The organism is Microbacterium sp. KSW4-4 (genome assembly GCF_023091185.1).
Classification (GTDB): Bacteria; Actinomycetota; Actinomycetes; order Actinomycetales; family Microbacteriaceae; genus Microbacterium; species Microbacterium paraoxydans.
The window spans coordinates 902878-923533 of the sequence record NZ_JAHWXJ010000002.1 but is presented as its reverse complement, the minus strand read 5'-3'; the positions used below and the strand labels follow the sequence as shown (position 1 = coordinate 923533).

Genomic DNA, 20656 nt, shown 5'->3' with positions numbered 1-20656 from the left:
CGCGGTGGCGATCGTGGTCATGGTGTCCTCCTCAAGGGCTCGGCGAGGTCGTCCGGTTGGCGCGACAGCCCATCAGCCTATTCCTGTGAACGAGCTGAGCGCAAGGGGAATTCCCGGGACGGCGAAGAGCCCGCTCCGTCCGGAGCGGGCTCCTCGGCTCGGGAGGTCAGCGGGCGGCGTGTTCGCGCGCCAGAAGGCTCTCCTTCACGGGCAGCCCCCAGGCGAAGCCGCCGAGGGAGCCGTCCGTGCGGAGCACGCGATGGCAGGGCACGAACAGGGCCGGGGCGTTGCGGGCGCAGATCGACGCCGCCGCGCGCACGGCCTGGGGGTTGCCGAGTCGGGTCGCGAAGCCCGTGTAGGTCAGGGGCTCCCCCGGTGCGATGGTGCGCAGCGCCGCCCAGCCGGCGAGCTGGAGGGCGGTGCCGGTCTGCGCGACCGCGACCCCGTCGATCGCCGCGACGTCGCCCGCGTAGTACGCGCGGACGGCGCCCGCCGCGTCCGTCTCGGCCTCGCGCACGGCATCGGGGCGTACCCGGGCGGGAAGACGGCCGAGGATCGCCTCGACGTCGTCCGTCCAGCCGGACACGAGGACCCGCTGGCGGTCGTCGGCAAGGATCGTGAAGGGACCGTCAGCGGTGTCGAGGGTCTGGATGAGAGCGGTCATGAGGTCTCCTCGGTGTCGGATGCGATGTCGCGGGCGGGCCGGACGGTGGATCTGCGCCGCGGTCCGACGGGACGGATCGGGGCGGCACGCCACAGGTGCCCGCTGAGGTAGCTCCGCCACGGTGCGGCGCGCTCCGCCCAGGCGGTGAGGGTCTTCGGTTCGGCGGGCAGCCCGGACGCGGCAGCACCGGCACGGAGAGCGACGTCGCCGGGGAGCAGCACGTCCGGATCGCCGAGCACCCGCATCCGCACGTAGTCGGCGGTCCATGGTCCGATCCCCGGCATCGCGAGGAGGGCGGCGCGCTGCGTCGGGCCGTCATCGCCCACGGTGAGGGTCAGGCTCCCGTCCGCCAGGGCCGCGGCGGCTCCCGTGATGGCGCGGATCCGGGCGGCGGGCCCGCGCAGCACCTCCGCGCCGTGGGCCGCGATGGCCGACATCGTCGGGAACAGCAGGCCCTCGGGGGTCCGCTCCCCCAGCGCGTCGGTGAGCGCGGTGAGCGCGGTGCGGGCGGCGACGACCGTGATCTGCTGCCCGATCATCGCGCGGATGAGCATCTCGTGCGGATCGGCAGCCCCGGGCACGCGGATGCCGGGGGTCCGCGCGACCAGGGGCGCGAGGGGCGGGTGCGCGGCCAGGGCCTCGTCGACCGCGAGAGGGTCGGCGTCGAGGTCGAAGATGCGGCGTGCGGTGGCCACCAGCGGCGCGAGGTCGCCGAGTTGCGCGACCCGGGCCCGGAGGTGCAGGCGCTCCGTCTCCTCCTGACGCACCTCGAACCACGCGGGGCCGCCCGGCATCCGGAGATGACGGGAGAACGACGTCGCCGTGGCCTCCTCGACGCCCGTCACGGCTCGCGCGGCCATCCACGCGAAGACCCCGGCCGCATCCAGGGGACCCCGGTACGGCAGGACGAGGTCGATCGTTCCGGGGACGGCCGCGGAGGGCGTGCGGCGGCGGGCACGCAGCTCGCCCGGCGTGAGCCCGAACACCTCGCGGATCGTGTCGTTGCCCTGGCGGATGCTGTGGAAGCCGGCGGCGAAGGCGACATCGGCGATGGGCATGTCGGTTCCCACGAGCAGCATGCGGGCGGTGTGGGCGCGGTGCGCTCTCGCCAGCGCGAGCGGTCCGGCGCCGAGCTCGGTCGTCAGCAGCCGCGTGAGATGACGGCTCGAGTAGCCGAGTCGCGACGCGAGTCCTGGCACCCCCTCGCGCTCGACCACGCCGGACGCGATCAGGCGCATGGCCCGCGCGGCCGTGTCTCCGCGGACGTCCCACGCGGGCGACCCTGGGGCGGCCTCCGGCAGGCACCGCTTGCACGCGCGGTAGCCGGCCTCGTGCGCCGCGGCACTCGTCGGATAGAACGTGACGTTCTGTGGCTTCGGCGTGCGCGCGGGGCAGCTGGGCCGGCAGTAGATCCCTGTCGAGCGCACAGCGGTGACGAACTGCCCGTCGAAGCGGGTGTCCCGAGCGCTGATCGCCCGGTAGCGCTCGTCGAAGGAGGGGCTCATGTCCTCCACTCTCTCACCCCCGCGCGGCTACGGCTGGCGGAAATCGGACATCGCGGTTCTCTCCCCGAGACCCCGCCTACGCGCCGAGACCCCGGCGTGCAGACGTGCGCACGCCGGGGTCTCGGCAGAAGACCGGGGTCTCGGTCAGTGGAAGAAGTGGCGCTCCCCCGTGAAGAACATCGTGACGCCGGCCTTGCGCGCGGCATCCACGACCTCTTCGTCCCGCACGGAGCCGCCGGGCTGCACGATCGCCGTGACACCCGCGTCGATGAGCACCTGGGCACCGTCCGCGAACGGGAAGAACGCGTCGGACGAGGCTACGGATCCGGCGGCACGGTCGCCCGCACGCTCCACCGCGAGGCGGCACGAGTCGACGCGGTTGACCTGGCCCATGCCGACGCCGACCGTCGCGTTGTCCTTCGCCAGCACGATCGCGTTCGACTTCACGGCCCGGCACGCCTTCCACGCGAAGATCAGGTTCTCCATCTCCTCGTCGCTCGGACGCTCCCCCGACACGAGCTCCCAGTTCTTGGCGACGGAGACGATGTCGTCCGGGAAGCGGTCCGCGTCCTGGAGCAGGAGACCGCCGGACACGAGGCGCACGTCCATGCGCTCCTGCTGCCAGTCCTCGGGCAGCTGCAGCAGCCGCAGGTTCTTCTTCGCCTTGAACACCTCGAGGGCCGCGGGCTCGAACGACGGCGCGACGATGACCTCGGTGAAGATGTCCTTCAGGTTCTCGGCCATCTTCAGCGTCACGGTGCCGTTCGCGGCGATCACGCCGCCGTACGCCGACACGGGGTCGCACTCGTGGGCGCGGAGGTGCGCGCTGGCGATCGGGTCGAGGGCGTTCGGCGCGGTCGTGGCGATCCCGCACGGGTTCGCGTGCTTGATGATCGCGACCGCCGGCTTGACCATGTCGTAGGCGGCGCGCAGGGCGGCGTCCGCGTCGACGTAGTTGTTGTACGACATCTCCTTGCCCTGCAGCTGCGTGGCCTGAGCGATGCCGTGGCCGCCGGCGCGGGTGTAGATGGCGCCGCGCTGGTGGGAGTTCTCGCCGTAGCGCAGCGTCGCGAGCCGCTCGGCCTGGATCGTCAGGTGCGCCGGGAGGTCGCCCGGGTCGTTGAGCGTGCCCTCGGCGAACCACTGCGCGACGGCCGTGTCGTAGGCCGCGGTGTGCGCGAAGGCCCGCGCCGCGAGCTCCCGCCGCTGGGCGAGAGACGTGCCGCCCTGTGCCACGGCCGCGACTATCGCCGGGTAGGACTGCGGCGACACGACGATCGCGACGTTGGCGTGGTTCTTCGCCGCTGCACGCACCATGGCGGGGCCGCCGATGTCGATCTGCTCCACCACGTCGTCACCCTCGGCGCCCGAGGCCACGGTCTCCACGAACGGGTAGAGGTTGACGACGACGAGCTCGAACGGCGCGATGTCGAGGTCGGCGAGCTGCCGCTCGTGATCTTCCAGGCGCAGGTCGGCGAGCAGCCCGCCGTGCACCTTCGGATGCAGGGTCTTGACGCGACCGTCGAGCATCTCGGCGACACCCGTGACCGCGGCCACATCCGTCACCTCGAAGCCGGCGTCGCGGATGGTGGACGCCGTCGACCCGGTCGAGACGATCTCGACGCCCGCCTCCGCGAGCGCAGCGGCGAGCACGAGCAGGTCGGTCTTGTCGCTGACCGAGACGAGAGCGCGCCGGATCGGCACGGTGTCGCGATCGCGGTAGAGCGTGGGGTCGTGGCGGGGGCCGGCCATGATGGGCTCCTTCGTGCGGGGGCGTCGGGGGGTCAGGGGGCGGAGGTCAGGGAGAGGTCGCCGGTAGCGATGCGCCGGACGACGTCGATGAGGAGCCGGCGCTCGACCGGCTTGATGCGCTCGTGCAGCGTGTGCTCGGTGTCGTCGGCCCGGATCGGCACGCGCTCCTGGGCGAGGATGGGGCCGGTGTCGACCCCGTCGTCCACGACGATCACGCTGGCGCCGGTCTCGCGGACGCCCGCGGCGAGGGCGTCGCGGACGCCGTGCGCTCCGGGGAACTCCGGGAGGTACGCGGGATGGGTGTTGATGATCCGCGGCGCGTAGGCGGCGACGAGGGAGGACGGCAGCAGGCGCATGAGGCCGCTGAGCACCACGAGGTCGGGCGACCAGACGGCGAGCTGACGGCCCAGCTCCTCGCCCCACGCCTCGCGGCTCTCGTGTTCGTGCCACGGCACGGTGAAGCTGGGGATGCCGAACTCCTCGGCATGGGCCAGCCCGTCGGCTTCGCGATCCGCCCCGACGACGACGACACGCGCCGGGAAATCGGGGTGACGAGCGGCCTCGAGGAGGGCGCGAAGGTTCGAGCCGGCGCCCGAGATGAGTACGGCGACCGTGAGCACGCGCCCAGTCTACCGGCGTGCCGATGACGCTCCGACCGGCGTCGCCGGAGGCCCGGGGCGGCTAGCGGCGGTCGTCGTCAGCGTGCTCCTCGGAGGCCCGTTCGGACATCTCCGCGATCCAGCGATCGGTGCGCTCCTCCGCGAGCTCGTCGCGGTTGCGGGGGGACAGCAACAGGATCGCCGCCCCGACGAGCACCTCCGCCCCCAGAGACAAGGCGAACGGCAGTATCGCCGGACCGACGACCTCGAGTCGGCCCGGGCCCATCGAACCGTTCGCGAAGGCGGCGGCGAGCGCGGCAACGCCGCCTGAGACCGCGGCGATTCCGACCGCGATCACGACGCGCTGCAGGAGCCCCAGTGGCGTCCCCTCCCATACGAGCCGCGAGCGCACGGCCCACCCGGCGAATGCCCCGGCGGCCACCGGGATCAGGATGACGATGAGCATCCAGAACGAGGAGTTCTCCGGCAACAGACCGAACGCCGGGATGCCGGGCACGACGCCGAGCTGGGTGCCGGCGGGCGACACCGCGGTCCCGGCCCCGACCGCGAACCCAGGGCCGGCCAGCCACGCGGCCGCCCACACCACGAAGGTCGGCAGATATGCGAGCTGCCCGAGGGTCAGCACGGTCGCCCCGAGGGCGTCGACCCGCGCCGCCTGGAACAGCGCGACGACCTCTCCGCCCCGCGTGAGGACCGACAGGGCGACGGCCAGGGCGGCGGCCCCGGTCACGCCCACGAGCGCGAACGCGGCGCCCCGCACGATCGCGGCGGGCACCGGCGCCCAGTCCTCCCGGGAATCCAGGATGTCGTGGATGCGGTCGAGCAGCCCGCCGTCGCCGTCCTCCCATGCCACCCGCACCGCGCCGCACACCGCGCCCACGAGGTACACGACGGGGGGCAGCAGGATGGCGAGAGCCAGCGGGACCCGCGCGGCGCCGAGCGCCGATGTGAGAGCGACGACCGTCGAGATCACGGCGAACACGACGGTCCCCGACAGGGATCCCGGCACCCACGCGCCGGATCGTGCGGCCCGGGCGCCGGAGCGCGCCGCGAAGAGCAGAGTGAGCAGCAGGAACGCCATCGGCGTGACCGAGATGGCGAACCGCGCGGCGTCTGCGGGAATCGCCAGGGTGACGAGCAAGGCGTCCGGGATCGTGATCTCCAGCGGCACGCCGTGGCCGAACTGCCACAGCGTTCCGGTGAGCGGCCACAGCGCTCCCCAGTCGGCGGTCACGCCGAAAGCGAGTGTCCAGAGGAGCGTCAGCGGCGCCAGCAGCACGGCCAGACCGACGGCAGCCGTGATGGCGGCGTCGAGGGCGGCGAGGAGCGCGACGAGGAGGCGTTGCATAGCGCCTTCGAGACTACGACGAGTTCCCCTTCGGCCCCCGTGGGCGCGCGCGAGGCGGACGACACGGTAGCGTTTCTCCGGAGGTTTCCCGATGACTACTGCCCCACCCGCCCCGGCGTCCACCGGACCCACCGGTACCCTGGACCGCTTCTTCGAGATCAGCAAGCGCGGATCGACGATCGGCACCGAGATCCGTGGAGGCCTCGTGACGTTCGTCACGATGGCCTACATCGTGATTTTGAACCCGATCATCCTGTCCGGAAAGCCGGACGTCGCCGGCGACATGCTCGACTTCAACGCCGTCGGCGCCGCGACGGCCCTGACCGCCGGCATCATGACGATCCTCTTCGGTGTCGTCACCCGCCTGCCGTTCGGCTTCGCCGCCGGTCTCGGCATCAACGCCTTCGTCGCGTTCTCCGTCGTCGGCCAGGTCACCTGGCCCGAGGCGATGGCGCTCGTGATGATCAACGGCGTCGTGATCGTGCTGCTCGCCGCCACCGGGCTGCGGAAGGCGATCTTCGATGCCGTGCCCTTCCAGCTCAAGATCGCGATCACGGTCGGCATCGGCCTCTTCATCGCCTTCATCGGCTTCGTGAACTCCGGCTTCGTCACCGCGACCGGTGCCTCGTCGCCGCCCGTCGGCCTCGGCGTCAACGGCTCCGTCGCGACCGTGCCGAGCCTGCTGTTCGTGATCACCCTGCTCCTCACCGGCATCCTCGTCGCGCTCCGCATCAAGGGCGGCATGCTCATCGGCCTCATCGGCGGCACCGTGCTCGCGGTCATCGTCGAGGCGATCTGGCACATCGGCGCCCGCGGCGTCGATGACGAGGGCAACGTCGTCAACCCCGGCGGCTGGGGCCTCACCGTCCCTGCGCTGAACGGCTCCCCCGTCAGCGTCCCCGACCTGAGCCTCATCGGCGCCGTCGACTTCTCGTTCGACCTCGGCAAGGTCAGCCTCGTCGCGCTCGTGATGATCGTCTTCACGCTCCTCTTCACGAACTTCTTCGACGCCATGGGCACCATGACGGGTCTGGCGAAGGAGGCGAACCTCGCCGATGACAACGGCGACTTCCCGCGCATCAAGTCGGCGCTGGTGGTCGAGGGCGTCGGAGCGATCGCCGGTGGTGCGACCTCGTCGTCCTCCAGCACGGTCTTCATCGAGTCCGGAGCCGGCATCGGGGAGGGTGCCAGGACGGGTCTCGCGAACGTCGTGACGGGCATCGTCTTCCTCATCGCGATGTTCCTCACGCCGCTGACCTCGATCGTCCCGACCGAGATCGCCGCCGCGGCCCTGATCATCGTCGGTGCGATGATGATGGCGCAGATCCGGCACATCGACTTCGGCGACTTCCGGGTGCTGCTGCCGGTGTTCCTCACAGTCTCGGTCATGCCGCTGACGTACTCGATCGCCAACGGCATCGGGGCGGGCTTCGTGAGCTGGGTGCTCATCCACGCCTTCTCCGGCAAGGCCAGGACCATCAGCCCGCTGCTGTGGGTGGTCGGCGCCGGCTTCCTCATCTTCTTCGCCCGCGGTCCCATCGAGGCTCTCTTCGGCGTCGGGATCTAGCCCCGCTTCGAATCGCGCAAATGGCCCCATTTCGACACGGAATGGGGCCATTTGCGCGATTCGAAAGTGTGGCGGCATGACGAAGGCCCCGGGGTGGAGCCCGGGGCCTTCAGGTCAAGCGTAGCTCAGATCAGAGCGACTCGATGATCTCGCGCATGAGAGCGGCGGTCTCGGACGGCGTCTTGCCGACCTTGACGCCGGCGGCCTCGAGGGCCTCCTTCTTCGCCTGCGCGGTACCGGCGGAACCGGAGACGATCGCACCGGCGTGCCCCATGGTCTTGCCCTCGGGAGCCGTGAAGCCCGCGACGTAGCCGACGACGGGCTTGGTGACGTTCGCCTTGATGTACTCGGCCGCACGCTCCTCGGCGTCGCCGCCGATCTCGCCGATCATGACGATGGCCTTGGTCTCCGGGTCGGCCTCGAACGCGGCGAGCGCGTCGATGTGCGTGGTGCCGATGACCGGGTCGCCGCCGATGCCGATGGCGGTCGAGAAGCCCAGGTCGCGCAGCTCGAACATCATCTGGTAGGTCAGGGTGCCGGACTTCGACACGAGGCCGATCGGACCCTTGCCGGTGATGTTCGCGGGCGTGATGCCGACGAGCGCCTCACCGGGCGTGATGATGCCGGGGCAGTTCGGCCCGATGATGCGGGTCTTGTTGCCCTTGCTCTGCGCGTAGGCCCAGGCCTCGGCCGAGTCGCCCACGGGGACGCCCTCGGTGATGACGACGAGCAGCGGGATCTCGGCGTCGATGGCCTCGATCATCGCGTCCTTCGTGAAGGCGCCGGGGACGAAGGCGATCGACACGTCGGCGCCGGTCTCCTTCATGGCCTCGGCGACCGAGCCGAAGACGGGGAGCTCGACGGCGTTGCCGTCCTTGTCCGTGTGCGAGACCGTGGTGCCGGCCTTGCGGGCGTTGACGCCGCCGACGACCTGGGTGCCGGCCTTGAGCATCAGCGCGGTGTGCTTGGTGCCCTCGCCGCCGGTGATGCCCTGGACGATGACCTTGGAGTCCTTGTTGAGGTAGATCGACATTCTTCTCGTCCTTCAGTCTCAGGCGTTGGCGAGCTCGGCGGCCTTGTCGGCGCCCTCGTCCATGGTTGCGGCCAGGGTGACAAGCGGGTGCGCGTAGTCGGCGAGGATCGCGCGCCCCTCGTCGACGCGGTTGCCGTCGAGGCGCACGACGAGCGGCTTCGAGGCCGTGTCGCCCAGCGTCTCCAGGGCGCCCTTGATGCCGTTGGCGACGGCGTCGCACGCCGTGATGCCACCGAACACGTTGACGAACACGCTCTTGACCTGCGGGTCGCCGAGGATGACGTCGAGGCCGGCGGCCATGACCTCGGCCGAGGCGCCACCGCCGATGTCGAGGAAGTTCGCGGGCTTGACGCCGTTGTGGTTCTCACCGGCGTAGGCGACGACGTCGAGCGTCGACATGACCAGGCCCGCGCCGTTGCCGATGATGCCGACCTCGCCGTCGAGCTTGACGTAGTTGAGGCCGGACGCCTTGGCCTTGGCCTCGAGCGGGTCGGCCGCGTCCTTGTCCTCGAGCGCCTCGTGCTCGGGGTGGCGGATCTCGGAGGCGTTGTCGTCGAGCGTGACCTTGCCGTCGAGCGCGATGATGTCGCCGTCTTCGGTGCGGACGAGCGGGTTGACCTCGACGAGCGTCGCGTCCTCACCCTTGTAGACGTCGTACAGCTTCACGAACACGTCGGAGACCTTCTCGACGAGATCCTCCGGGAAGTTCGCGGCGCGGGCGATCTCGACCGCCTTCTCCTTGTCGATGCCGGTCAGCGGGTTGACCTCGACGCGGGCGAGCGCCTCGGGCTTCTCGACGGCGAGCTGCTCGATCTCCATGCCGCCCTCGACGGAGCAGAGGGAGAGGTAGGAGCGGTTGGCACGGTCGAGCAGCACCGAGAAGTAGAACTCCTCGGCGATGCGCGCACCCTGCGCGACCATCACGCGCTTGACGACGTGGCCCTTGATGTCGAGGCCGAGGATGGCCTTCGCTGCCTCGTACGCCTCGTCGGGCGTCTTGGCGACCTTGACGCCGCCCGCCTTGCCGCGGCCTCCGGTCTTGACCTGGGCCTTGACGACCACGACACCGCCGATCTTCTCGGCAGCCGCCTTCACCTCCTCGGGGGTGTCCGCGACGATGCCGGCGAGGACCGGCACTCCGTACTTCTCGAAAACGTCTCGTGCCTGGTACTCGTACAGATCCACTGTGCTTCCTTCACTGGGCTGCGGTCTGGTCTGGTGATTCTCTCGATGTCGAGACATCGACCAGTCCCCCAGCCTACTACCGCAGGCTGAGCGCTCCGACGCCCGCGGACGTGGGCGACGCCCCGACTCCTCCGGTACGATCCTCAGTCTCGGAGCAGGACGGAGGAGACCACGTGAGCGACCTCACCGCCACCCAGGCGCAGCGCATCATCCGCGAGGAGAAGCTCACCGCGACCGCCAACTGGTTCGGCCCTACAGGCCGGCCTCAGTCGTCCGCCTGGATCGAGCGGGAAGGCGAGGAGTGGATCGTCTGGGAGGCCGATGAGCGCGGTGAGCGCTTCCATGCGCCGCTCCGCTTCCGCTCGGAAGCCGAGGCCCTGGACCTCTTCATACGGATCGCTCGGCGGTATCGGGCATCGGACTCGCGCGCGAGTCGGCGACCCTCGGACGCCTCGTGACCACAACCAGGATCAGCATGGACGGTCGCGCGCCCTCACGGAAACGCGGGTCCTGGAACTGCCGTAGCGGTGCGCTCCCGCGGGGACGCTCGGGCGCGAGCCCCACGGCGGTCTAGGATTTCGCCATGCACGAATCCGCAGAGCTGCGCACCGGGGGCGTCGTCGCCGCCGCGCTCGAACTCTTCAGCGCCCAGGGGTTCGACCAGACGTCCGTGGAGCAGATCGCCAAGGCCGCCGGCGTCTCCCGGTCGACCTTCTTCCGGCAGTTCGGCGGCAAGGAGGACGTGGTCTTCGCCGATCACGAGGTCCTGCTGGAGCAGCTCCGGGAGTTCCTCGACGAGGGGCACGACGATCCGTGGGGTGCGGTCTGCGCGGCATCGGAGTCCGTGTTCACGCACTTCGCGAACGACCCTCAGCTCGCGCGACGGCGCTATCAGATCGTGCGGGAGGTGCCGGTGCTCCGCGAACGCGAGATCATCACCGTGTTCCGCTACGAGCGGCTGTTCGACGAGTACCTGCGCAGCGCCCTGCCGGGAGTGGATCCACTGGACGCGGTGGGCTTCGCGGCCCTCGTGACGGCGGTGCACAACCACGTGCTGCGGCAGCTCCTGCGCGGGCGGAAGAAGGTGCCGCTGTCCACCCTCCAGTCCGCGCTCGCGGATGCGCGTCGGCGGTACGGCGTGGGCGAGGCCGCCGACGCGGGCGCTCCGGACGACGTGGTCGTGGCGGTCTTCCCCCGGTCGATGCCGATCGCCGAGGTGACCAGGAGGCTCCGCTCCGAGCTCGACTGAGCCGACCGGGGCGGTCGTGGTACCGAGTATCGAGGAGTACGATACCTGGTGTCACGAAGGAGCACCCATGAGCATTGAAGCCTCCCCCTTCCCCGGCGAGCGCGTCTCGTCCTACGACGTCACCGGACGTCAGGGCAGCGACTACTACGCGGTCTTCGCCGACATCCCCGCCGCCGACCGGGAGGCCTGGGACCGCGCGAAGGCGTACGTCGACGAGGTCGCCCCGCAGATGGCCGAGGCGTGGGACCGCGCCGAGTACCCGCTCGACGCCGCACGCCGCATGGGCGAGATGGACCTCGTCGTCGACGGCGTCGACCACCCCGCTCTGACCCGGCTCTCCCCGCTCGCCGCGGGCCTGGTCAACATGGAGATCTCGCGCGGGGACGGCTCCCTCGGCACGATCCTCGCCGTGCAGGGGGGCCTCGCGCTGCGGACGCTCGCCCTCTTCGGTTCGCCCGCCCAGCAGGACCGCTGGCTCACGGCACTCGCCGACGGCTCGGTGCTCGGGTCCTTCGCCTTGACCGAGCCCGACCACGGCTCCGACTCCGTCTCGCTGGAGACGGTGGCCCGCCGCGACGGGGACTCCTGGGTGCTCCGCGGCGCCAAGAAGTGGATCGGCAACGGCGCCTCGGGCGGGATCACCTTCGTCTGGGCGCGGGTCGAGGACGAGTCCGCCGCCGAGCACGGGGCGGTGCGGTGCTTCCTCGTCGAGCAGGACACCCCCGGATACACCGGCACCGTGATCCGCGGGAAGGCCTCCCTGCGCGCGATCCATCAGGCCCACATCCGCCTGGACGACGTGCGGGTACCGCTGGACGCAGTGCTGCCGGGGACGAAGAGCTTCAAGGACGCCTCGACCGTTCTCTACGCCACCCGGTCCGGGGTCGCGTGGTCGGCGCTGGGCCACGCGACGGCCTGCTACGAGGCGGCGCTGGCCTACGCGAAGCAGCGCGTGCAGTTCGGCAAGCCGCTCGCGAAGTTCCAGATGGTGCAGGAGCGGCTCACGCACATGCTCGAGGATCTGACGGCGATGCAGCTGTACTGCCGCCGGATGGCCGATCTGGAGCAGGCGGGGTCGCTGCGGCCGACGCAAGCCTCGCTCGCGAAGTTCCACAACACCCGGGCGGCCCGACGGATCGCCGCGACGGCGCGGGATCTCCTCGGCGGCAACGGCATCCTCCTCGAGAACGGCGTCATGCAGCACCTGGCCGACATCGAGGCCATCCACACCTACGAGGGCACCGAATCCGTGCAGGCGCTGCTGCTCGGCCGCGACATCACCGGGATGAGCGCTTTCGCCTAGCCCTTCGAATCGCTCACTTTGCTGGATTCGGCGGCCGGATGCAGCAAAGTGCGCGACTCGAAGCAGAGGAGGCGGTCGCGGTCGTCCCAGGGGTCGACGGGACGGAAGCCGCGGGAGGTGTAGAGCCGGATCGCGGCGTCGCGCCAGTCCCAGACCGACAGCCGCACCGCCCCCTCGGCCGCCGCCAGGACGGCGTCGAGCAGCGCGGAGCCGACGCCGCGGCCGCGGACCGCCGGATCCGCCCACAGTCGCTTGATCTCGGTGTACCCGGCATGCGGAAGAGCGATCACCACGCCGACCGGAGCCTCGTCGAGCTCCGCCACGAGCACCCGTCCTCCGGCGTACGCGGTCGCCGGATCACGGACCTCCGGCCGGTACCGCTCGGGGAGTTCGCCGTCGGGTTCCGCCGGATCGCCCAGGACGTCGTGCTTCTCCTGCTCGGTCTGCCGGAGGTACGTCGACACCGCGGCACCGACGAAGGCCGCGTCACCCGGCCACTCCGCCTCGCGGACGGTGACGCCACCGCGCGACGCGGAGGCGGCGGGCATCAGTCGCAGCCGCAGCCGCCGGCGGGCGTCTTCACCATGAAGCACACGTCGCACACGCCGTAGTCGCGCTCGACGGGCTTCGGAGCCGCGGGCGTGCGGGGAGCGGCGGGGGTGCGCGGCGTCGAGGAGCGCTTGACCTTGACCGGGGCCTGGGGGGCGAACTCGCTCGGGTGCGTGACGTAGAAGTAGGGCGCGCGTCCCTCGCTGGGCTGCAGGCGGAGGCGGGTGGACCCGACGGTCACGACCTCGTCCTCGGTGAAGCCGTTGGTGTACGTGCGGCCGATGTGCAGCGCCGCCCCCTCGCGGCGGATCGCCTCGATGTAGCGACCGCGATCGATCAGCGAGGTCACTCCCGCGGAATCGACGATCTCGGTGATGAACGCATGGTTCACCGGATCGATGCGGTGCGCGCGGAGCGCCTCGGAAAGCGAGCGGTACGGACGGGAGGTGCCGGCGGGGGTCGGGCCCTGGACTTCATTCATCCCTTCCAGGATCGCACGGCGCAACCCCCTCCGCCGACCGGGGGTTCGCGTGCGAGACTGACCGCATGGCACTCGCGACGATCATCGGATCCGGACCGAACGGCCTCGCCGCCGCCGTCTCCCTGGCCCGCGCCGGCTACCGGGTGCGCGTGCTCGAGGCCGCGGACACGGTCGGAGGCGGCCTGCGCACCCAGGAGGCCACCCTCCCGGGCTTCCGTCATGACGTCTGCTCGGCCGTCCACCCTGCGGCGGTGGCCTCGCCGTTCTTCCAGGCGTTCGGACTCGACGAGCGGATCGAGTGGATCCGCCCCGAGATCTCGTTCGCCCATCCGCTGGACGGGGGCCGTGCCGCCATCGCCTGGCGCGACATCGAGCGCACCGCGGCCGAGCTCGGCATCGACGGGGACGCGTGGCGGCGCCGGCTCCGCCCCCTCAGCACCCACATCGACGGCGTCACGGACTTCACCGGGAACCAGCTCCTCCGCCTCCCGCACGACCCGATCACCGCCGTGCGCTACGCCATCCGCATGCTCGATCAGGGCACTCCCCTGGCGCGCGCCGCCTTCCGCACCGACGAGGCGGCCGCGCTCATGGCGGGAGTCGTCGCGCACGCGAACTCTCCGCAGCCCACGCTCGCGGGGGCCGCGGCCGGGCTGCTGCTGGCCGGACTCGCCCACGCCGGCGGCTGGCCGTACCCCCGCGGCGGCTCGCAGGTGATCGCCGACGCCCTCATCGCCGACCTCGAAGCCCACGGTGGCACGATCGAGACCGGGGTCCGCATCGCCGATCTCGGAGCGCTGGACTGGGGCGACCCGGACAGCGGCGACGTGCTCCTGCTCAACACCTCCCCCCGGCTCGCCCTCACCCACCCGGACATCCCGGCGTCGTATGCCCGTGCGCTCCGTGGGTATCGTTACGGCGCCGCGGCGGCCAAGGTCGACTTCGCGCTCGACGGCCCGATCCCGTGGACGAACGAGCACGTGCGGAGCGCGCCCACCGTGCACGTGGCCGGGACGCGGGACGAGGTGTGGAACAGCGAGAACGCGGTCGCCGTCGGTCGCGTGTCCGAGCGCCCCTACGTCCTGGCCGTCCAGCCGTCGCTCTTCGACCCGACCAGGGCACCCGACGGCAAGGCCGTGCTCTGGGCGTACATCCACGTGCCGAACGGCTCCGACCTCGACCCGACCGAGCTCATCACCGCGCAGGTCGAGCGATTCGCGCCGGGGTTCCGCGACCGGATCCTCGCCCACCACGCGGTGCCGGCGTCCTCCCGCGAGGCGATCAACCCGGCCGAGATCGGCGGCGACATCTCCGGCGGCGTCTTCGATATGCGTCAGGCCCTGCGCCGCCCCGTCCTCTCCCCCGCGCCGTGGCGCACGCCGATGCCGGGCGTCTACCTCGCATCGGCCTCCACTCCGCCCGGGCCCGCGGTCAACGGCATGGCCGGGTGGCACGCGGCACACACCGTGCTCCGCGACGCCGGCACGCCTGCGGAACTCGACGACCTGTTCGGCTGACCCGGCTCTTTCCCCCGCTCGCCGTCCGGTCCAGGATGGGTGCATGCGCTACGAGATCCCGGCCCCCATGCTCGCCAAGGCCGTCGCGACAGTGCCCGACCCCGACAAGACACCGGGCGGGCTCCTCTACGAGCCGAAGTGGGACGGATTCCGCGGGCTCATCGCCTGGGACGGCGAGACGGTCGAGATCGGGTCTCGCGGCGCGAAGCCCCTCACGCGCTACTTCCCTGAGCTCGTCGACGCGATCCCGCAGCTGCTGCCGGTGCCCTGCCTCCTCGACGGCGAGATCGTAGTGGCCACGGGTCCGCACGGCGCGCAGCGTCTGGACTGGGAGGCCCTCAGCCAGCGCATCCACCCGGCCGCCTCCCGGGTCGCGAAGCTCGCCGTCGAGACCCCGGCCCTGTTCATCGCGTTCGACCTGCTCGCGTCCGGCGAGGACGACCTGCGCGACCAGTCGTTCGAGACGCGGCGGGCCCGGTTGGAGACGCTCATGGAGTCCGTGGAGCACCCGCTGCACCTGACGAGGACCACTCGCGATCGGGATGCCGCCGTCCGCTGGCTCCAGGAGTTCGAGGGCGCGGGGCTGGACGGCGTCGTGGCCAAGCCGCTGGCCCAGCCGTATGCACCGGGGAAGCGCACCCTCTTCAAGATCAAGCATGCGCGGACCGCCGACGTCGTCGCCCTCGGTTACCGCATCCACAAGTCCGGCACCGGGGTCGGCTCGCTGCTCGTCGGGCTCTACGACGCCGAGGGGACTCTGCGCCAGGTCGGCGGCGTCGCGGCGTGGAGCGACGCGAAGCGGAAGCAGCTCGTGGAGGAGCTCGCTCCGCTGGTCGAGCGCGACGAGGACGGCGCCGCCGTGACGGGTGAGGGTGAGCGGTCGCGGTTCAGCGGGTCGAAGGACGTGTCGTTCGTGCGGCTGCGTCCCGAGCGGGTGCTGGAGGTGCGGTACGACCAGCTCGAGGGCGCCCGCTTCCGTCACACCGTGCAGTTCGAGCGGTGGCGGCCGGACCGCGACGCCCGCTCCTGCACGTACGACCAGCTCGACACCGTCGAGGGCTACGACCTCGCCGACGTCCTGAGCTGAGCCCGGCTCAGTCGTCGACGGGGTTGCCGTCGGCGTCCCAGTTCGCGGCGTTCTTCTTGCTCGGCTGCACGCGCGGCGGCTCGCCCGGCATCTTCGGGAACTCCGGCGGGAAGGGCAGCTCCCCGAGGCCGTTCGCCGTGTCGCGCTCCCACCACTCCAGGAGCGTGTCGATGCGCCCGGGCCTCGCCTGCATGTCGGCCCACGGGTCGCCGACGTCCGCCAGCCGCTGCGGGATGCTGCGCACGGTGAAGGCGCGCGGGTCGAGATCGTCGAGCTCCTCCCAGTGCACGGGCGTCGCGACGGTCGCACCGGGGAGGGCACGCGGACTGTACGCGCCGGCCATCGTGCGGTCGCGGTTGGCCTGATTGAAGTCGACGAAGAGGCGCTCGCCGCGCTCCTCCTTCCACCAGTTCGTCGTGACCCGGTCCGGCATCCGGCGCTCGAGCTCGCGGCCGGCGGCGATCACGGCATGCCGCACGTCGAGGAACTCGTGGGTGGGCTCGATCGGGGCGAAGACGTGCAGTCCCCGGTTGCCGCTCGTCTTCGCGAACGCCTCCAGGCCGGCCTCCCGCAACACCTCCCGCAGAGCGTGGGCGGCGGGGACCGCCTCGGCGAAGCCGGTGCCCGGCTGCGGGTCGAGGTCGATCCGCAGCTCGACGGGGTTGTCGGAATCGGTCGCCAACGACGCCCAGGGATGGAAGACGATGGTGTTCATCTGCACCGCCCACACGATCGCGCTGGTGCGGTTCAGGACGATCTGAGGATGACGGCGGCCGCTGTTGTACGTGACCGTGACGGCGTCGACGAAGTCCGGAGTGCCCTTGGGCGGGTTCTTCGAGAAGAAGCCCTCCGGCCGCGGTCCTCCGGCGGTCCCCACGCCGTCCCGGAAGCGCTCCAGCGACACCGGCCGGTTGCCGTTCGCCGCGAGGAACGGCACCGACACGAGCTGCACGTACTCGGCGAGCTCGGCTTTGGTGATGCCGAGGTCAGGCCAGACGACCCGGTTCGGACTGGAGAGCGCGACCTCACGCTCTCCGTCGGTGTCGGCGACGGTCAGGGTCACGCGTTCAGAGGCCATGCTCCGACCCTAGGGGGCGGTCACGACCCGCGGAACCCCCGGCAGATCCCGGTGCGCGCGCCGTCAGTCCTCGATCCGCACCGCGCGCACGAGCACCGGCGCGAGGGCGTCGCGCTCCACCACCATGGAGGGCCCTGCGGAGTCGATGATGACGCCGGCCATCTCGGAGTGGCTCGACAGCACCTTCGCGAGCTGGTCCGGCTCGAACGGCAGCGGGCGGTCGCCCCGGCCGAGCGCGATGACCTCCAGCGGGTGCGAGAAGAGCTGGAGGAAGCGGCGGCCGTCGGCGGTCTGCGCCTCGGCGATGCCGACCTGCCCGGTGCCGGATCCGTCGTTCACGGCCACCCACATGCGCGTCGTGGCGAGAGCCTCGCCCACCTTGGCGGGCGAATCCTGCTCCCGCGGCGCCGCGAGCAGGGACTTCACGGTCATGTCGACGTCGGCCTGCTCGAGCGTCTTCTGCAGGAGCTCGGTGGGGAACACCACACGGTGCGGCGCGGACGCGTTGTCGATGATGAGACCCGCGAAGTCGCCGGAGACGACCTGCTGCATGACCGAGGTCGTCGGCTGGGCGACAGCGGAGGTCGCGGACGGATCGGCTTCCAGCTGCACGGAATCCCGGACGGCGGCCGCCGAGCTGAACGCCAGCATGAACTGGCGCTCCCCGTCGCGGACCACGGCGACGGCCAGCGGCTTGCCCTCGCTGATCTGCGCGCGGGCATCGCCGTTCACGCGGATGTAGAGGTGCCCCTGGAGAGCCTGGCGGAGCACCCCGAGGAGCTGCTCGTTCGAGGCCCCTGCCTCGATCTGCGCCAGGGACTCGCGCAGGAGGACGTTGTCCTTCATGCCGGCCACGGTCTCGGTCTGCTCGGGCGGGAGCGCGGGAGCGAGCGGGAGCTTCCGCTCGGCCGCCGGTGCCGCGGGCTCCGCGGTGGGGCTCGGCGGCGTCGGCGCGGCAGCGGGCGCTGCGGCTGCCGCCGCGGCCTCCGGATCGGGAAGCGCGACCTCGGGCCCGGCTTCGGCGCCGACACCGCGGAACGCCTGTACCGAGATGCCGACGGTGGGCGATGCCTCGGCCGTCGACGCCTCCGACTCCTCGGTCGCCGTGCTCGCGTCCTCCTCGCTCTCGGTGGCCGGAGCGGCGGTGGGGGCGGGAGCGACGGCGTCGTCGCCGGACTTCTTGCGGCGGGAGAAGAGGGCCATGGGAGCCAGCCTAACCGTGTCTCCCCGCCCTCTCCGCCGCGACGTCAGAGCTTCTGGATCGGGGCGACCTTGATGAGCAGCTTCTTCTGCCCTGCCGTGTCGAACCGGACATGGGCGATGCGCTTGGCGCCTTCGCCGGTGACGGCGTCGACCCGCCCCTCGCCGAAGTCGTCGTGCCGGATGCGGTCTCCGGCGGCGAGTTCGAGGTCGCCGTTGTCGCGCATCTTGGCGGTGACGCGGTTGGGGATCTTGTCCATCGCCGTCGAGAGCGGCTTGAGGGAGTCGCGGGGCAGGGCCTTCACGCCGAAGCGGTCGCCGGACCCGCCGGAGCGACGGGCGTTCAACGCACGCGACTGCATGCCCCCGCGGGAGTTCACGTCGCCCGGGGACTGCCGCCAGTCGATGAGGGAGGCCGGGATCTCCTGCAGGAACCGGCTGGGCATGGCGACCGTCACCTCGCCGAACTGCGCGCGGGTCATCGCCAGGGACAGGTGCAGGCGCTTGCGGGCGCGGGTGATGCCCACGTAGAACAGGCGCCGCTCCTCCTGCGGGCCCCCGGGCTCTCCCGCCGAGATGCGGTGCGGGATGAGGTCCTCCTCGACGCCGGTGACGAAGACGGCGTCGTACTCCAGTCCCTTGGCGGTGTGCATCGTCATGAGTGAGACCGACCCGGACTCGTCGTCGAGGTCGTCCGCGTCGGAGACCAGCGCGACCTCGGTGAGGAAGTCGGTGATGGTGCCCTCGGGGTTGTTGCGCGCGAAGTCGCGGGTCACGGCCACGAACTCGTCGAGGTTCTCCACGCGGGCCTCGTCCTGCGGGTCGCGGCTGGCACGCAGCGCGTCGAGATAGCCGCTCTTGGAGAGCAGCAGGCTGAGCCCGTCCGCCACGGAGGTGGGCGGCGGCACCTCCCCCGTCGGCGGGAGCATGATCGCCGTCGCCTCGGCGAGCACGGCGTCGAGCTGGGCGATGGCGGCCTGGATCTTCGGGCCGACGCCGAGCTGACCGGGCAGCGACAGGGCATCGCGGAAGGAGATCCCGTGCTCCTCGGCGAAACGGGCGATGGCGGTCTCGGTGACGTCGCCGATGCCGCGCCGCGGCTTGTTGAGGATACGGCGCACCGCCATCTCGTCGGCGGGGTTCGCGACCGCCACGAGGTAAGCCAAGGCGTCCTTGATCTCGGCGCGCTCGTAGAACTTCGTGCCGCCCATGATCTTGTACGGCACGGCCGAGCGGATGAAGATCTCCTCCAGCGCGCGGGACTGCGAGTTCGTGCGGTAGAAGACGGCCATCTCCGAGTACGGCATGCCCTTGCGGTGCAGGGCCTCGATCTCGTCGGCGACGAACTGGGCCTCGTCGTGCTGCGAGTAGCCGGTGAAGCCGATGATCCTGTCACCCTCGCCGCGGTCGCTCCAGAGCTTCTTGTCCTTGCGGTCGAAGTTGTTGCCGATGACGGCGTTCGCCGCGGAGAGGATGTTCTGCGTCGAGCGGTAGTTCTGCTCCAGGAGCACGACCTTCGCCCCCGGGAAATCGCGCTCGAACTCGCTGATGTTGCGGATGTCCGCGCCGCGGAAGGCGTAGATCGACTGATCCGAGTCGCCGACCACCGTCAGCGACGCTCCGGCCTCACCGGCTCCCGGCGCGGGCTCGGGGTCGGGCTCGAAGATCATCATGCCGTTGGCGGCATACGGCTCCGGTGTCGCGCCGACGCCGGACACCGGACGGGTGAGCTCGTGGATGAGCGCGTACTGCGCGTGGTTGGTGTCCTGGTACTCGTCGACGAGGATGTGCCGGAAGCGGCGGCGGTAGGTGTCGGCGACCTGCGGGAACGCCCGGAACAGGTAGACCGTCTGCCCGATGAGGTCGTCGAAGTCGAAGGCGTTGGCCTTCTGGAGCTGCCGCTGGTAGTCGGCGAAGACCTCGACGAAGACGCGCTCGGCCGGGTCGCTCATGTTGGCCTGTCGCGCGTAGGACTCGGCATCGGAGAGCTCGTTCTTGAGCTTGGAGATGCGCCCCTGGACCGCCGCCGGGGTGAGCCCGTAGGCGTCGGCCTCGTGCTCCTTGACCAGCCGCTTGAGGAGGGCGCGGGAGTCTCCGGAGTCGTAGATGGTGAAGTTCTTGGTGAACCCGAACTGCTGCGCCTCGCGGCGGAGGATGCGCACGCACGCGGAGTGGAACGTGGAGATCCACATGCCGCGCGCGGCGTCCCCGATGAGCCCTTCGACGCGCTCGCGCATCTCGCCGGCGGCCTTGTTGGTGAAGGTGATGGCGAGGATCTGGCTCGGCCACGCCTCGCGGCTGCGCAGGAGCGAGGCGATGCGACGCGTGAGCACGCTCGTCTTGCCCGAGCCGGCGCCGGCGACGATGAGCAGGGCGGGGCCGCGATACGTGACGGCCTCGAGCTGCTGGGGGTTGAGGCCGGCGAGGAGGTCGTCCTGCGCGGGGGCGCCGGAGGACTGCGGGCCGACGGAACCGGGGACGATGAGAGGGGCTTCGGTCATGACCTCTCGAGTCTAGG

18 protein-coding genes are annotated in these 20656 nt (G+C 71.1%); 6 read left to right on the top strand and 12 right to left on the bottom strand.

What is annotated here, in order from left to right; genetic code table 11:
* Window positions 1-166: 166 nt before the first annotated feature.
* The 5 genes from KZC57_RS14030 to KZC57_RS14010 form a co-directional block, all read right to left on the bottom strand.
* Entirely contained in the window at window positions 167-664 is a 498-nt protein-coding gene (locus tag KZC57_RS14030) for a methylated-DNA--[protein]-cysteine S-methyltransferase (protein WP_105949384.1), read from the bottom strand.
* Window positions 661-2169: a DNA-3-methyladenine glycosylase 2 family protein gene (locus KZC57_RS14025; RefSeq protein WP_247642002.1), complete on the bottom strand. Its 1509-nt coding sequence runs from the start codon at window positions 2167-2169 to the stop codon at window positions 661-663. Before KZC57_RS14025 ends, KZC57_RS14030 begins: the two co-directional genes overlap by 4 nt.
* Before the next feature lie 144 nt (window positions 2170-2313).
* Complete coding sequence (gene purH / locus KZC57_RS14020; RefSeq protein ID WP_060923212.1) at window positions 2314-3921, bottom strand: bifunctional phosphoribosylaminoimidazolecarboxamide formyltransferase/IMP cyclohydrolase; 1608 nt, start codon at window positions 3919-3921, stop codon at window positions 2314-2316.
* 32 nt (window positions 3922-3953) lie between these two features.
* Entirely contained in the window at window positions 3954-4541 is a 588-nt protein-coding gene (purN, locus tag KZC57_RS14015; RefSeq protein ID WP_060923211.1) for a phosphoribosylglycinamide formyltransferase, read from the bottom strand.
* A gap of 61 nt (window positions 4542-4602) precedes the next feature.
* The gene (locus tag KZC57_RS14010) at window positions 4603-5889 is read right to left on the bottom strand and encodes a DUF6350 family protein (protein ID WP_247642001.1); all 1287 of its coding nucleotides are present in this window, start codon (window positions 5887-5889) and stop codon (window positions 4603-4605) included.
* Window positions 5890-5980: 91 nt separating this feature from the next.
* Here KZC57_RS14010 and KZC57_RS14005 point away from each other — a divergent pair, with 91 nt between their 5' ends.
* Window positions 5981-7456, top strand: a complete 1476-nt coding sequence (locus KZC57_RS14005; protein WP_247642000.1) for an NCS2 family permease — start codon at window positions 5981-5983, stop codon at window positions 7454-7456.
* Between the two features lie 130 nt (window positions 7457-7586).
* Here KZC57_RS14005 and sucD read toward each other — a convergent pair whose 3' ends face one another.
* Window positions 7587-8489 carry a succinate--CoA ligase subunit alpha gene (gene sucD, locus KZC57_RS14000; RefSeq protein ID WP_025103778.1) on the bottom strand — a complete coding sequence of 301 codons (903 nt, stop codon included), beginning with the start codon at window positions 8487-8489 and terminating at the stop codon, window positions 7587-7589.
* Between the two features lie 18 nt (window positions 8490-8507).
* Complete coding sequence (sucC, locus tag KZC57_RS13995) at window positions 8508-9674, bottom strand: ADP-forming succinate--CoA ligase subunit beta (RefSeq protein WP_025103777.1); 1167 nt, start codon at window positions 9672-9674, stop codon at window positions 8508-8510.
* A gap of 173 nt (window positions 9675-9847) precedes the next feature.
* Between sucC and KZC57_RS13990 the strand changes: the two genes are divergently transcribed.
* From KZC57_RS13990 to KZC57_RS13980, 3 genes are all read left to right on the top strand, one after another.
* Window positions 9848-10132, top strand: a complete 285-nt coding sequence (locus tag KZC57_RS13990; protein WP_060923023.1) for a hypothetical protein — start codon at window positions 9848-9850, stop codon at window positions 10130-10132.
* A gap of 125 nt (window positions 10133-10257) precedes the next feature.
* Entirely contained in the window at window positions 10258-10923 is a 666-nt protein-coding gene (locus KZC57_RS13985; RefSeq protein WP_060923022.1) for a TetR/AcrR family transcriptional regulator, read from the top strand.
* A 67-nt stretch (window positions 10924-10990) separates the two neighbouring features.
* Window positions 10991-12226 carry an acyl-CoA dehydrogenase family protein gene (locus KZC57_RS13980; protein ID WP_105949379.1) on the top strand — a complete coding sequence of 412 codons (1236 nt, stop codon included), beginning with the start codon at window positions 10991-10993 and terminating at the stop codon, window positions 12224-12226.
* Here the strand turns inward: KZC57_RS13980 and KZC57_RS13975 are convergent.
* Both KZC57_RS13975 and KZC57_RS13970 read right to left on the bottom strand, forming a co-directional pair.
* Window positions 12223-12774, bottom strand: coding sequence for a GNAT family N-acetyltransferase (locus KZC57_RS13975; protein WP_060923020.1), 552 nt, complete (start codon window positions 12772-12774; stop codon window positions 12223-12225). The two genes, KZC57_RS13980 and KZC57_RS13975, sit on opposite strands and share 4 nt — an antisense overlap.
* Window positions 12774-13256 (bottom strand): hypothetical protein, encoded by a 483-nt coding sequence (locus tag KZC57_RS13970; protein ID WP_060923019.1) that lies wholly within the window; start codon window positions 13254-13256, stop codon window positions 12774-12776. Before KZC57_RS13970 ends, KZC57_RS13975 begins: the two co-directional genes overlap by 1 nt.
* A 65-nt stretch (window positions 13257-13321) precedes the next feature.
* Here KZC57_RS13970 and KZC57_RS13965 point away from each other — a divergent pair, with 65 nt between their 5' ends.
* Window positions 13322-14773 carry an NAD(P)/FAD-dependent oxidoreductase gene (locus KZC57_RS13965; RefSeq protein ID WP_247641999.1) on the top strand — a complete coding sequence of 484 codons (1452 nt, stop codon included), beginning with the start codon at window positions 13322-13324 and terminating at the stop codon, window positions 14771-14773.
* A 43-nt stretch (window positions 14774-14816) separates the two neighbouring features.
* Window positions 14817-15860: an ATP-dependent DNA ligase gene (locus KZC57_RS13960; RefSeq protein WP_060923017.1), complete on the top strand. Its 1044-nt coding sequence runs from the start codon at window positions 14817-14819 to the stop codon at window positions 15858-15860.
* A gap of 7 nt (window positions 15861-15867) precedes the next feature.
* On the opposite strand, the gene ligD is transcribed toward KZC57_RS13960, so the two are convergent.
* From ligD to KZC57_RS13945, 3 genes are all read right to left on the bottom strand, one after another.
* Window positions 15868-16938 carry a non-homologous end-joining DNA ligase gene (ligD, locus tag KZC57_RS13955; protein WP_060923016.1) on the bottom strand — a complete coding sequence of 357 codons (1071 nt, stop codon included), beginning with the start codon at window positions 16936-16938 and terminating at the stop codon, window positions 15868-15870.
* A gap of 63 nt (window positions 16939-17001) precedes the next feature.
* The gene (locus KZC57_RS13950) at window positions 17002-18141 is read right to left on the bottom strand and encodes an SseB family protein (RefSeq protein ID WP_083371020.1); all 1140 of its coding nucleotides are present in this window, start codon (window positions 18139-18141) and stop codon (window positions 17002-17004) included.
* A gap of 44 nt (window positions 18142-18185) precedes the next feature.
* Window positions 18186-20639 carry an ATP-dependent helicase gene (locus KZC57_RS13945; RefSeq protein ID WP_247641998.1) on the bottom strand — a complete coding sequence of 818 codons (2454 nt, stop codon included), beginning with the start codon at window positions 20637-20639 and terminating at the stop codon, window positions 18186-18188.
* Between the last annotated feature and the right edge of the window lie 17 nt (window positions 20640-20656).

What these genes read in the sequence shown, in the direction of transcription:
- KZC57_RS14030 (WP_105949384.1), bottom strand. Translation starts at nt 664, where the DNA reads ATGACCGCTCTCATCCAGACCCTCGACACCGCTGACGGTCCCTTCACG.
- KZC57_RS14025 (WP_247642002.1), bottom strand. Translation starts at nt 2,169, where the DNA reads ATGAGCCCCTCCTTCGACGAGCGCTACCGGGCGATCAGCGCTCGGGAC.
- purH (WP_060923212.1), bottom strand. Translation starts at nt 3,921, where the DNA reads ATGGCCGGCCCCCGCCACGACCCCACGCTCTACCGCGATCGCGACACC.
- KZC57_RS14010 (WP_247642001.1), bottom strand. Translation starts at nt 5,889, where the DNA reads ATGCAACGCCTCCTCGTCGCGCTCCTCGCCGCCCTCGACGCCGCCATC.
- KZC57_RS14005 (WP_247642000.1), top strand. Translation starts at nt 5,981, where the DNA reads ATGACTACTGCCCCACCCGCCCCGGCGTCCACCGGACCCACCGGTACC.
- sucD (WP_025103778.1), bottom strand. Translation starts at nt 8,489, where the DNA reads ATGTCGATCTACCTCAACAAGGACTCCAAGGTCATCGTCCAGGGCATC.
- KZC57_RS13985 (WP_060923022.1), top strand. Translation starts at nt 10,258, where the DNA reads ATGCACGAATCCGCAGAGCTGCGCACCGGGGGCGTCGTCGCCGCCGCG.
- KZC57_RS13980 (WP_105949379.1), top strand. Translation starts at nt 10,991, where the DNA reads ATGAGCATTGAAGCCTCCCCCTTCCCCGGCGAGCGCGTCTCGTCCTAC.
- KZC57_RS13975 (WP_060923020.1), bottom strand. Translation starts at nt 12,774, where the DNA reads ATGCCCGCCGCCTCCGCGTCGCGCGGTGGCGTCACCGTCCGCGAGGCG.
- KZC57_RS13970 (WP_060923019.1), bottom strand. Translation starts at nt 13,256, where the DNA reads ATGAATGAAGTCCAGGGCCCGACCCCCGCCGGCACCTCCCGTCCGTAC.
- KZC57_RS13965 (WP_247641999.1), top strand. Translation starts at nt 13,322, where the DNA reads ATGGCACTCGCGACGATCATCGGATCCGGACCGAACGGCCTCGCCGCC.
- KZC57_RS13960 (WP_060923017.1), top strand. Translation starts at nt 14,817, where the DNA reads ATGCGCTACGAGATCCCGGCCCCCATGCTCGCCAAGGCCGTCGCGACA.
- ligD (WP_060923016.1), bottom strand. Translation starts at nt 16,938, where the DNA reads ATGGCCTCTGAACGCGTGACCCTGACCGTCGCCGACACCGACGGAGAG.
- KZC57_RS13950 (WP_083371020.1), bottom strand. Translation starts at nt 18,141, where the DNA reads ATGGCCCTCTTCTCCCGCCGCAAGAAGTCCGGCGACGACGCCGTCGCT.
- KZC57_RS13945 (WP_247641998.1), bottom strand. Translation starts at nt 20,639, where the DNA reads ATGACCGAAGCCCCTCTCATCGTCCCCGGTTCCGTCGGCCCGCAGTCC.